The organism is Pasteurella canis, from assembly GCF_900454865.1.
Classification (GTDB): domain Bacteria; phylum Pseudomonadota; class Gammaproteobacteria; order Enterobacterales; family Pasteurellaceae; genus Pasteurella; species Pasteurella canis.
On sequence record NZ_UGTV01000020.1, the window covers coordinates 1 to 12,093 of the forward strand.

9 protein-coding genes and 6 pseudogenes are annotated in these 12,093 nt (G+C 35.1%); 7 read left to right on the forward strand and 8 right to left on the reverse strand.

Features of this window, described 5'->3' with window-relative positions:
* From DYE19_RS11140 to bcp (DYE19_RS11155), 5 genes and pseudogenes are all read right to left on the reverse strand, one after another.
* Nucleotides 1-1,138 (reverse strand): annotated as a pseudogene (locus DYE19_RS11140) (aromatic amino acid transport family protein); the annotation flags it as partial.
* A gap of 254 nt (nt 1,139-1,392) precedes the next feature.
* Nucleotides 1,393-2,220, reverse strand: a pseudogene (locus tag DYE19_RS11145) (class II glutamine amidotransferase).
* A gap of 119 nt (nt 2,221-2,339) precedes the next feature.
* Entirely contained in the window at nt 2,340-2,912 is a 573-nt protein-coding gene (locus DYE19_RS11490) for an MBL fold metallo-hydrolase (protein WP_255313164.1), read from the reverse strand.
* Nucleotides 2,888-3,322 carry an MBL fold metallo-hydrolase gene (locus DYE19_RS11495; protein WP_255313165.1) on the reverse strand — a complete coding sequence of 145 codons (435 nt, stop codon included), beginning with the start codon at nt 3,320-3,322 and terminating at the stop codon, nt 2,888-2,890. The genes DYE19_RS11490 and DYE19_RS11495 overlap by 25 nt, the downstream gene beginning before the upstream one ends.
* 141 nt (nt 3,323-3,463) lie before the next feature.
* Nucleotides 3,464-3,929, reverse strand: a pseudogene (gene bcp / locus DYE19_RS11155) (thioredoxin-dependent thiol peroxidase).
* Nucleotides 3,930-4,109: 180 nt separating this feature from the next.
* Here bcp (DYE19_RS11155) and dapA (DYE19_RS11160) point away from each other — a divergent pair.
* Together dapA (DYE19_RS11160) and bamC (DYE19_RS11165) are read left to right on the forward strand one after the other, a co-directional pair.
* Nucleotides 4,110-5,006: a 4-hydroxy-tetrahydrodipicolinate synthase gene (gene dapA / locus DYE19_RS11160; protein WP_115323028.1), complete on the forward strand. Its 897-nt coding sequence runs from the start codon at nt 4,110-4,112 to the stop codon at nt 5,004-5,006.
* A 102-nt stretch (nt 5,007-5,108) separates the two neighbouring features.
* A pseudogene (gene bamC, locus DYE19_RS11165) lies at nt 5,109-6,043 on the forward strand (NlpB/DapX family lipoprotein); the annotation flags it as partial.
* A 40-nt stretch (nt 6,044-6,083) separates the two neighbouring features.
* Here bamC (DYE19_RS11165) and bamC (DYE19_RS11625) read toward each other — a convergent pair.
* From bamC (DYE19_RS11625) to dapA (DYE19_RS11175), 3 genes are all read right to left on the reverse strand, one after another.
* Nucleotides 6,084-6,608, reverse strand: a complete 525-nt coding sequence (gene bamC / locus DYE19_RS11625) for an NlpB/DapX family lipoprotein (RefSeq protein ID WP_255313167.1) — start codon at nt 6,606-6,608, stop codon at nt 6,084-6,086.
* A 34-nt stretch (nt 6,609-6,642) separates the two neighbouring features.
* Entirely contained in the window at nt 6,643-7,005 is a 363-nt protein-coding gene (locus DYE19_RS11630; RefSeq protein WP_255313168.1) for an NlpB/DapX family lipoprotein, read from the reverse strand.
* 102 nt (nt 7,006-7,107) lie between these two features.
* The gene (gene dapA / locus DYE19_RS11175) at nt 7,108-8,004 is read right to left on the reverse strand and encodes a 4-hydroxy-tetrahydrodipicolinate synthase (RefSeq protein ID WP_115323028.1); all 897 of its coding nucleotides are present in this window, start codon (nt 8,002-8,004) and stop codon (nt 7,108-7,110) included.
* A gap of 188 nt (nt 8,005-8,192) precedes the next feature.
* Between dapA (DYE19_RS11175) and bcp (DYE19_RS11180) the strand changes: the two are divergent.
* From bcp (DYE19_RS11180) to DYE19_RS11195, 5 genes and pseudogenes are all read left to right on the forward strand, one after another.
* Nucleotides 8,193-8,650, forward strand: a pseudogene (gene bcp, locus DYE19_RS11180) (thioredoxin-dependent thiol peroxidase).
* 139 nt (nt 8,651-8,789) lie between these two features.
* Nucleotides 8,790-9,224 (forward strand): MBL fold metallo-hydrolase, encoded by a 435-nt coding sequence (locus DYE19_RS11510; RefSeq protein ID WP_255313165.1) that lies wholly within the window; start codon nt 8,790-8,792, stop codon nt 9,222-9,224.
* On the forward strand, nt 9,200-9,772 hold the full coding sequence (locus DYE19_RS11515) for an MBL fold metallo-hydrolase (RefSeq protein WP_255313164.1): 573 nt from the start codon (nt 9,200-9,202) through the stop codon (nt 9,770-9,772). Before DYE19_RS11510 ends, DYE19_RS11515 begins: the two co-directional genes overlap by 25 nt.
* A 119-nt stretch (nt 9,773-9,891) precedes the next feature.
* Nucleotides 9,892-10,737, forward strand: a complete 846-nt coding sequence (locus tag DYE19_RS11190) for a class II glutamine amidotransferase (RefSeq protein ID WP_115323618.1) — start codon at nt 9,892-9,894, stop codon at nt 10,735-10,737.
* Nucleotides 10,738-10,976: 239 nt separating this feature from the next.
* Nucleotides 10,977-12,093, forward strand: a pseudogene (locus DYE19_RS11195) (aromatic amino acid transport family protein); the annotation flags it as partial.

Here is a 12,093-nt window from a genome sequence, read left to right on the forward strand (position 1 = left end):
TATTGCATACATCGGCATAATAAATAAGATTGTTGCAATTACAGGACCACCAAAAGATTCGATTAACCCTAATATACTAGGATTTAGAATGGTAACGCTCCATAGCGTGAGAAAAGAAGAAAAGTGCGGTTAGATAATTTAATTTTTTGTGGCTTAGATGTTTATGCGGCATGATCTTTTGTATTAAGCCGATTAAGCCTCTTTTGCACCCAAATAATGCCCAAAGAAGGAACTTGTAATAGCAAGAAATGCGACTAGTGGACCTAAGTAGGAAATATAAGGGTTATGAAATTTGTTTGCGAGAAAAGATAGGATACTAATATTTTGGTTTTTAGCTTGACTAAGTTCAGTAGGCGTTAAACTTAATACACAGCTAAATACAAAAAACATAACAAAAATAAGTAATAGTGTTGAGGCCAACTTTAATGTATGGCTGGCATGTTTTTCTGTCGTGTCAGGATGATTGTATTGGCGTTGTTGAGATTGAGTAAAAGAAGAAATTGCTGGTGAATGATTAAAAGAAAACACTAATACAGGTAATGTAATCCATAATGTACTGAGACACTGATTCAATGTTGGTAATTCAGTTATCATCGCTATATTCCATTTCGGTATAAGATATATTGATAAAGCAAACAAAATAAATACAAGTGGATAAACAAGAAACTCTGTAATTTTAAGCATAGTTTTCTCGCTCAGTAGCATGACTCCAATTAATGAGGCAATCAGAATAAGAGAAAGTAATGCTCGGTTAGGCGGCATAACAGCCATTTGGTGAACAAGAAAAGTATCTACTGTATTTGTAATACCGTTACCATAGATTAATAATATTGGGAAAATTGCTAAAAAATAGAGAAAAGTGATGAGTTTTCCTGCTGATTTACCAAAAATATTCTTCTACAACCTCAGTTATATTACTTCCCTTTTTTGAGGAGCAAAGGATGAAACGTGTCAGCCCCAAGTGCGCAAAGTAAGTCATAGGTCCAACAATAAGTGCTATGATAATAAGGGGCCAAAAGCCACTTTGACCAGCATTAATTGGGAGAAATAAGACTCCCGCGCCAACTGCTGTACCAAATAAATTGAGTGCCCAAAGGAGATTAAATTTGTTCCATTTTACATCAGACTTCTTTGTCATATACAACTCCATAGAAAATAGGAAAATAACCAGTAAGGACTTGTTAGTGAGTAGAGTGATATATAGTAAAGAGATTGAATAATAAATTCAAAAGGAGAGATGCGTTAAATGGAGAAAATATGATTTAGATCGTTTTTTTATATGCTGTTTGCTTAAAAATAATAGATAAATAATGTAAAATTTAATTTAAACAGTATATTTCTCTATGGAATATGAGGTTGAATAGTGATTTATCATTTATTCAGCCTTTAATTTTAAGCACATTTTGCTAAACCTAAAGTGCCATCATCAATAGCTTCCCTTTTGACACCAATAATTTCAGCAATTTTTTCCCCTTGTTTGAAGAAGACAAAACCACCATATTCCATTTTTGTCCAGGTTTCGTCTTTAGTCAGTGGGAAAGTCGTGATAATCGTGACAAGATCGCCTTCTTTAGCATAGTCATTGAAATCAATAATCCCATCATCATCAACACGTTGGGCTTTACCAAAGGGTGCTTTTCGAGTCAGGTAATGGAGATTTGTTGAACAATGTGCAATCATCCACTCACCATTAGATAAGATAAAATTGAACGTACCGCCTGTCGAAATAGTATGTGTGATTTGTTGTAACGCATCAAATAACTCATCTTCTGTAGGCTTGATTTTAAACGAGTTTTTAATTCACTTACCATGTAACAAAAAGCCGCCTCAGAATCTGTACTACCAATAGGTTGGTATAATGAATTGTTTAAATCAAATTTTGTAGTTAAGTTACCATTATGTGCAAATACCCAGTTTTGTCCCCATAACTCACGGATAAAAGGATGTGTATTTTCAATATTAACTTCGCCTTGTGTAGCTTTACGAATATGGGCAATAACATTGAGTGATTTAATATGATATTGTTTAACGCAATCTGCGATAGGAGAAGAGTGTGCCGCATTATTATCGCGAAAAAACACGTACTCCTTTCCCTTCAAAAAATGCGATGCCAAATCCATCAGAATGACAATCTGTTAAGCCTGCTCTACGACGAAACCCCTCAAAAGAAAAAACAATATCCGTGGGTGTATTACAATTCATTCCTAATAATTGACACATAAAAACAATATCTAAAATAACCTTATAATTTGCACAGATTTAACACTATAATCTAAAAATTTTCAATATAAAAAATAAAAAGAAATTAGATAAAAAAGTTATAAGCTATAGTGAACTAATTACAGATTTAAGTTGGTACATTCGCCGATTTTATTGCCTGTTTTAATTGAATAAATGTCACAATCATTTGCAAAAGTGATATTACCTTGAAATTGAGATTTAATTACTTGTTCTGTCTGTGTTTTGACCTGTTCAGTACGTCGCATTAAATGGCTAAGTACGAGATTTTTTATATTACTATTATGTGCGATTCGAGCAATTTCAGATGGACGCATATGAAGTTTTTGTGCCACATTGTCTTGACTTGTTTCGGGTATCGCATTGTGTGCAATAAACAAATCGGCATCTTTTGTAATCAGATCTAAAGTACGACCTAGATTACTTGTATCACCTGAAAAAACAACTGAACAACCTGCTTTTTCAATCCGCCATGCAAGTGCAGGGAGTAGCCCATGTTCAGTCCCCACTGCTTTAATATCAAATCCATCAATAGTCGTATGAAAAATGGTTGGTTGTTGCTTATTGGCATCGACCGAAGTAGGTATGATTTGATAGCTTTCCTCACCAGTTAGAAAGTCAGCAAGATAAGCATAGGCTCCTTTTTCACCTAATAGGCGACTGAGAAAATCCACTGTATCTGGAATAAATTCATTGCCTGTTGGACCGTAAATGAGGAGATCTTGTTTTCGTTCAGAAAAAAAGACGATTTAATAAGTGTAGGTAGATCGTTAATATGATCAACATGAAAATGAGTGACTAAAATAGCTTGTAAATCCTCTATTTTTGCGTTGGTTTGCGCAAAACGTTGTAATGCGCCTGAACCCAGATCAATGATAAACTTTGCTTGACCATTTTCACGTAGTAAATAACTTGCTGAAGCTCGGGGCTGTAGTGGTTGGCTTGATCTGAAAAGTGCGATTTCAGGTCCACCTGAGCCTAAAATTACAACATCTAAATTCGAATTTGTGCAACTTGTTCCCTGTGCAGTAAAAGCACACACTAATAAGAAAAGTGAAATCGCTTTTTTCCAATAGTACATCATGTTGTTTCACCTAAATATAATTCATTTTTAATTGAGGAGAAATATTATACAAAACTTTATGAGAAATGACCGCACTTCCATTGATATTTCAAACTTTGGAAAACAACAATTTTGTTAAAGTGCGGTGAGTTTTTGAGAAGTTTATTTGGTCAAATAATCTAATACAACTTGGTGGTGATTTGAGGTTTTAAATTGAGTAAAAACTTGTTCTATTTTACCTTTTTCATCGATCAAAAAGCTGATGCGGTGAATACCATGATACGTTTTGCCTAAAAATGTCTTTTCTCCCCATACGCCAAATTGCTCTGCCACTTGATGATCTTGATCAGCAAGCAAAAGAAAATTAAGTGCCTTCTTATCAGTAAATTTAGCCAGTTTTTCAGGTGAGTCAGGGCTAATCCCTAAAATGACTACACCTAATTTTTTCCAATTCTGTCTTACTATCACGTAAGCCGCAGGCTTGAGTATTACAACCTGGTGTAAGTGCCTTAGGATAGAAATAAATGAGCACTTTTTTACCAGCAAATTGTGCTAGAGAAATTGGCTCATTATATTGATTTAAAAGCGTGAATTGTGGTGCAGAAGCTCCAATTTGTAAGATTTTCATCAAAATCTCCCTATGAAAAATAAGTTTAGATAAAAAATTTCAAAAATGACTTGCAAATTAAGACTATTTTAGCGATCTTAAACTACAATTTACAAGCAAACTCAACAAAACAAACAATAGAATGAATATCATTCAAAATGAAAACTAGTTTCAAATTTATAAATATGCTCAGGAGGCGTTATGTTAGCAAATAATTATTTATTCTCAGGTAGCATTGTTGCAATTGTGACACCCATGGACAACTCTGGTGAGATTGACTTTGTAGCACTGAAAAATTTAGTCGAGCATCACATTAATGCGGGTACTGATGCGATTGTTTCGGTGGGGACGACAGGTGAGGCGGCTACATTAAGTATTGATGAGAATGTCAAAACAATTTTAAAAACAGTTGAATTTGCCGATGGGCGTATTCCGATTATTGCAGGTGCAGGCGCGAACGCGACAAGTGAAGCAATTGTAATGACAAAACTCTTAAATGATAGTGGTGTCGCGGGCTGCCTTTCTGTCGTACCTTATTACAATAAGCCAACACAAGAAGGAATGTATCAACATTTTAAAGCAATTGCAGAATGTACAGATTTACCTCAAATCCTATATAACGTCCCTGGACGTACTGGCAGCGATTTATTGCCTGAGACTGTAGGACGCTTATCACAAATTAAAAATATTGTTGGTATCAAAGAGGCAACAGGTGATTTAACTCGTGTTGCAAAGATTAAAGAACTTGCTGGAGAGGACTTTATTTTCTTAAGTGGTGATGATGCAACAGGTCTTGAATCAATGAAATTAGGTGGACAAGGTGTGATCTCTGTCACAAACAATGTTGCTGCAGCTGATATGGCAAAAATGTGTCATTTAGCATTAGCTGGTAAATTTGATGAGGCTGAAGTGATTAATCAACGTCTCATGGCGTTACATACAGATCTTTTTGTTGAATCTAATCCTATTCCTGTTAAATGGGCTGCATATCGTTTAGGCTTGATTGAAACACCAACCTTACGTTTGCCTTTAACTACATTAAGTGAATCTTTGCAACCTAAAGTTGAAAATGCATTGAAAATAGCGGGATTAATTTAATTCACCGATTAGTTTAGGGTCTGTATTATAAGACCCTAAACTTTTTTATCATTTCACTGTCAAAGTGCGGTAATTTAAAAATTAAAATGAAGGAAAAATTTTATGAAAAAGTGGTTATTCCCTTTTGCACTTATTACTACACTTGCAGCTTGTTCTGCAAGCAATGAAAGTAAACAACAAGCTAATGATACCTATCAAAATTCAGATGATGCACTACCTGCATTTATGCCTTTAGCTACTGGTGGTGTGAATTTACCGAAACAAGATACCACTTATCAACTTCCTCAGATTAAAGTAAAAAAAGCACAACACATTGATATCCGTCCACCTGAAAACCCATTAGCGATTATTCAAAACTCAATTGCTCAATTTGATGGTGAACGAGCACTTATTGCCTATCCTGAAGACAAACAACAAGTATATAGTCTAGTACAAGTTCAGCGTTTATTAAAAGAGCAAGGTGTAGAGTATAAGTTAGATGGTAATAAAATTATAACGGATTGGACAACAACTGGGCGGAGTGATGATATTGGCAAAACACAAATTCGTTATGAAATCGAGCAAGTCAGCTCAGGTGGTTATAGTGCACTCTTTATTTCCGTGTTACAAATGAAGCGTGATGATGTAATTTTTACTCCTAATATGGTAGATAAACAGCGTTATAGTTCAGATCGTTTAAATCAATTAGTCGGCGAATTAAATTCAGCCTATCAAAAACAAGAACAATCGTTGAGTAATACTAATTTAGCACCTATTCAATCGAGCTTTGCGACTGACAGTAACGGCCGAGAGGCTTTAGTGTTAGCAGCACCTTTTAATCAAGCTTGGGCAAAGCTAGGTCAAGTGTTGCCACAGCTTGAATTTAGTATTAAAGATGAAGTAGCTGGTCGTGGTTCTCGAGAATTAAGATACAGTCCTGTAGGGGCGAAAAGTTGGTGGTGGCCATTTGGTAGTTCAGAAACAAGCACTGGTTTAGATAAAGGACTTATTTTATGCAGTTAATGCCTAGGAACAAGTGCATTGTGATGACGGACGAAATGTAAAGCTTGTGCTCAGCACAAGCTTTAATCTTCGTTATCACAATGCACTTTTTTTCTGTGATAACTGCATAAAATAAGTCCCTTTATCTAAACCAGTGCTTGTTTCTGAACTACCAAATGGCCACCACCAACTTTTCGCCCCTACAGGACTGTATCTTAATTCTCGAGAACCACGACCAGCTACTTCATCTTTAATACTAAATTCAAGCTGTGGCAACACTTGACCTAGCTTTGCCCAAGCTTGATTAAAAGGTGCTGCTAACACTAAAGCCTCTCGGCCGTTACTGTCAGTCGCAAAGCTCGATTGAATAGGTGCTAAATTAGTATTACTCAACGATTGTTCTTGTTTTTGATAGGCTGAATTTAATTCGCCGACTAATTGATTTAAACGATCTGAACTATAACGCTGTTTATCTACCATATTAGGAGTAAAAATTACATCATCACGCTTCATTTGTAACACGGAAATAAAGAGTGCACTATAACCACCTGAGCTGACTTGCTCGATTTCATAACGAATTTGTGTTTTGCCAATATCATCACTCCGCCAGTTGTTGTCCAATCCGTTATAATTTTATTACCATCTAACTTATACTCTACACCTTGCTCTTTAATAAACGCTGAACTTGTACTAGACTATATACTTGTTGTTTGTCTTCAGGATAGGCAATAAGTGCTCGTTCACCATCAAATTGAGCAATTGAGTTTTGAATAATCGCTAATGGGTTTTCAGGTGGACGGATATCAATGTGTTGTGCTTTTTTTACTTTAATCTGAGGAAGTTGATAAGTGGTATCTTGTTTCGGTAAATTCACACCACCAGTAGCTAAAGGCATAAATGCAGGTAGTGCATCATCTGAATTTTGATAGGTATCATTAGCTTGTTGTTTACTTTCATTGCTTGCAGAACAAGCTGCAAGTGTAGTAATAAGTGCAAAAGGGAATAACCACTTTTTCATAAAATTTTTCCTTCATTTTAATTTTTAAATTACCGCACTTTGACAGTGAAATGATAAAAAAGTTTAGGGTCTTATAATACAGACCCTAAACTAATCGGTGAATTAAATTAATCCCGCTATTTTCAATGCATTTTCAACTTTAGGTTGCAAAGATTCACTTAATGTAGTTAAAGGCAAACGTAAGGTTGGTGTTTCAATCAAGCCTAAACGATATGCAGCCCATTTAACAGGAATAGGATTAGATTCAACAAAAAGATCTGTATGTAACGCCATGAGACGTTGATTAATCACTTCAGCCTCATCAAATTTACCAGCTAATGCTAAATGACACATTTTTGCCATATCAGCTGCAGCAACATTGTTTGTGACAGAGATCACACCTTGTCCACCTAATTTCATTGATTCAAGACCTGTTGCATCATCACCACTTAAGAAAATAAAGTCCTCTCCAGCAAGTTCTTTAATCTTTGCAACACGAGTTAAATCACCTGTTGCCTCTTTGATACCAACAATATTTTTAATTTGTGATAAGCGTCCTACAGTCTCAGGCAATAAATCGCTGCCAGTACGTCCAGGGACGTTATATAGGATTTGAGGTAAATCTGTACATTCTGCAATTGCTTTAAAATGTTGATACATTCCTTCTTGTGTTGGCTTATTGTAATAAGGTACGACAGAAAGGCAGCCCGCGACACCACTATCATTTAAGAGTTTTGTCATTACAATTGCTTCACTTGTCGCGTTCGCGCCTGCACCTGCAATAATCGGAATACGCCCATCGGCAAATTCAACTGTTTTTAAAATTGTTTTGACATTCTCATCAATACTTAATGTAGCCGCCTCACCTGTCGTCCCCACCGAAACAATCGCATCAGTACCCGCATTAATGTGATGCTCGACTAAATTTTTCAGTGCTACAAAGTCAATCTCACCAGAGTTGTCCATGGGTGTCACAATTGCAACAATGCTACCTGAGAATAAATAATTATTTGCTAACATAACGCCTCCTGAGCATATTTATAAATTTGAAACTAGTTTTCATTTTGAATGATATTCATTCTATTGTTTGTTTTGTTGAGTTTGCTTGTAAATTGTAGTTTAAGATCGCTAAAATAGTCTTAATTTGCAAGTCATTTTTGAAATTTTTTTATCTAAACTTATTTTTCATAGGGAGATTTTGATGAAAAATCTTACAAATTGGAGCTTCTGCACCACAATTCACGCTTTTAAATCAATATAATGAGCCAATTTCTCTAGCACAATTTGCTGGTAAAAAAGTGCTCATTTATTTCTATCCTAAGGCACTTACACCAGGTTGTAATACTCAAGCCTGCGGCTTACGTGATAGTAAGACAGAATTGGAAAAATTAGGTGTAGTCATTTTAGGGATTAGCCCTGACTCACCTGAAAAACTGGCTAAATTTACTGATAAGAAGGCACTTAATTTTCTTTTGCTTGCTGATCAAGATCATCAAGTGGCAGAGCAATTTGGCGTATGGGGAGAAAGACATTTTTAGGCAAAACGTATCATGGTATTCACCGCATCAGCTTTTTGATCGATGAAAAAGGTAAAATAGAACAAGTTTTTACTCAATTTAAAACCTCAAATCACCACCAAGTTGTATTAGATTATTTGACCAAATAAAACTTCTCAAAAACTCACCGCACTTTAACAAAATTGTTGTTTTCCAAAGTTTGAAATATCAATGGAAGTGCGGTCATTTCTCATAAAAGTTTTGTATATTTTCCTCAATTAAAAATGAATTATATTTAGGTGAAACAACATGATGTACTATTGGAAAAAAGCGATTTCACTTTTCTTATTAGTGTGTGCTTTTACTGCACAGGGAACAAGTTGCACAAATTCGAATTTAGATGTTGTAATTTTAGGCTCAGGTGGACCTGAAATCGCACTTTTCAGATCAAGCCAACCACTACAGCCCCGAGCTTCAGCAAGTTATTTACTACGTGAAAATGGTCAAGCAAAGTTTATCATTGATCTGGGTTCAGGCGCATTACAACGTTTTGCGCAAACCAACGCAAAAATAGAGGATTTACAAGCTATTTTAGTCACTCATTTTCATGTTGATCATATTAACGATCTACCTACACTTATTAAATCGTCTTTTTTTCTGAACGAAAACAAGATCTCCTCATTTACGGTCCAACAGGCAATGAATTTATTCCAGATACAGTGGATTTTCTCAGTCGCCTATTAGGTGAAAAAGGAGCCTATGCTTATCTTGCTGACTTTCTAACTGGTGAGGAAAGCTATCAAATCATACCTACTTCGGTCGATGCCAATAAGCAACAACCAACCATTTTTCATACGACTATTGATGGATTTGATATTAAAGCAGTGGGGACTGAACATGGGCTACTCCCTGCACTTGCATGGCGGATTGAAAAAGCAGGTTGTTCAGTTGTTTTTTCAGGTGATACAAGTAATCTAGGTCGTACTTTAGATCTGATTACAAAAGATGCCGATTTGTTTATTGCACACAATGCGATACCCGAAACAAGTCAAGACAATGTGGCACAAAAACTTCATATGCGTCCATCTGAAATTGCTCGAATCGCACATAATAGTAATATAAAAAATCTCGTACTTAGCCATTTAATGCGACGTACTGAACAGGTCAAAACACAGACAGAACAAGTAATTAAATCTCAATTTCAAGGTAATATCACTTTTGCAAATGATTGTGACATTTATTCAATTAAAACAGGCAATAAAATCGGCGAATGTACCAACTTAAATCTGTAATTAGTTCACTATAGCTTATAACTTTTTTATCTAATTTCTTTTTATTTTTTATATTGAAAATTTTTAGATTATAGTGTTAAATCTGTGCAAATTATAAGGTTATTTTAGATATTGTTTTTATGTGTCAATTATTAGGAATGAATTGTAATACACCCACGGATATTGTTTTTTCTTTTGAGGGGTTTCGTCGTAGAGCAGGCTTAACAGATTGTCATTCTGATGGATTTGGCATCGCATTTTTTGAAGGGAAAGGAGTACGTGTTTTTCGCGATAATAATGCGGCACACTCTTCTCCTATCGCAGATTGCGTTAAACAATATCATATTAAATCACTCAATGTTATTGCCCATATTCGTAAAGCTACACAAGGCGAAGTTAATATTGAAAATACACATCCTTTTATCCGTGAGTTATGGGGACAAAACTGGGTATTTGCACATAATGGTAACTTAACTACAAAATTTGATTTAAACAATTCATTATACCAACCTATTGGTAGTACAGATTCTGAGGCGGCTTTTTGTTACATGGTAAGTGAATTAAAAACTCGTTTTAAAATCAAGCCTACAGAAGATGAGTTATTTGATGCGTTACAACAAATCACACATACTATTTCGACAGGCGGTACGTTCAATTTTATCTTATCTAATGGTGAGTGGATGATTGCACATTGTTCAACAAATCTCCATTACCTGACTCGAAAAGCACCCTTTGGTAAAGCCCAACGTGTTGATGATGATGGGATTATTGATTTCAATGACTATGCTAAAGAAGGCGATCTTGTCACGATTATCACGACTTTCCCACTGACTAAAGACGAAACCTGGACAAAAATGGAATATGGTGGTTTTGTCTTCTTCAAACAAGGGGAAAAAATTGCTGAAATTATTGGTGTCAAAAGGGAAGCTATTGATGATGGCACTTTAGGTTTTAGCAAAATGTGCTTAAAATTAAAGGCTGAATAAATGATAAATCACTATTCAACCTCATATTCCATAGAGAAATATACTGTTTTAAATTAAATTTTACATTATTTATCTATTATTTTTTAAGCAAACAGCATATAAAAAAACGATCTAAATCATATTTTCTCCATTTAACGCATCTCTCCTTTTGAATTTATTATTCAATCTCTTTACTATATATCACTCTACTCACTAACAAGTCCTTACTGGTTATTTTCCTATTTTCTATGGAGTTGTATATGACAAAGAAGTCTGATGTAAAATGGAACAAATTTAATCTCCTTTGGGCACTCAATTTATTTGGTACAGCAGTTGGCGCGGGAGTCTTATTTCTCCCAATTAATGCTGGTCAAAGTGGCTTTTGGCCCCTTATTATCATAGCACTTATTGTTGGACCTATGACTTACTTTGCGCACTTGGGGCTGACACGTTTCATCCTTTGCTCCTCAAAAAAGGGAAGTAATATAACTGAGGTTGTAGAAGAATATTTTGGTAAATCAGCAGGAAAACTCATCACTTTTCTCTATTTTTTAGCAATTTTCCCAATATTATTAATCTATGGTAACGGTATTACAAATACAGTAGATACTTTTCTTGTTCACCAAATGGCTGTTATGCCGCCTAACCGAGCATTACTTTCTCTTATTCTGATTGCCTCATTAATTGGAGTCATGCTACTGAGCGAGAAAACTATGCTTAAAATTACAGAGTTTCTTGTTTATCCACTTGTATTTATTTTGTTTGCTTTATCAATATATCTTATACCGAAATGGAATATAGCGATGATAACTGAATTACCAACATTGAATCAGTGTCTCAGTACATTATGGATTACATTACCTGTATTAGTGTTTTCTTTTAATCATTCACCAGCAATTTCTTCTTTTACTCAATCTCAACAACGCCAATACAATCATCCTGACACGACAGAAAAACATGCCAGCCATACATTAAAGTTGGCCTCAACACTATTACTTATTTTTGTTATGTTTTTTGTATTTAGCTGTGTATTAAGTTTAACGCCTACTGAACTTAGTCAAGCTAAAAACCAAATATTAGTATCCTATCTTTTCTCGCAAACAAATTTCATAACCCTTATATTTCCTACTTAGGTCCACTAGTCGCATTTCTTGCTATTACAAGTTCCTTCTTTGGGCATTATTTGGGTGCAAGAGGGCTTAATCGGCTTAATACAAAAGATCATGCCGCATAAACATCTAAGCCACAAAAAATTAAATTATCTAACCGCACTTTTCCTTCTTTCTCACGCTATGGAGCGTTACCATTCTAAATCCTAGTATATTAGGGTTAATCGAATCTTTTGGTGGTCCTGTAATTGCAACAATCTTATTTATT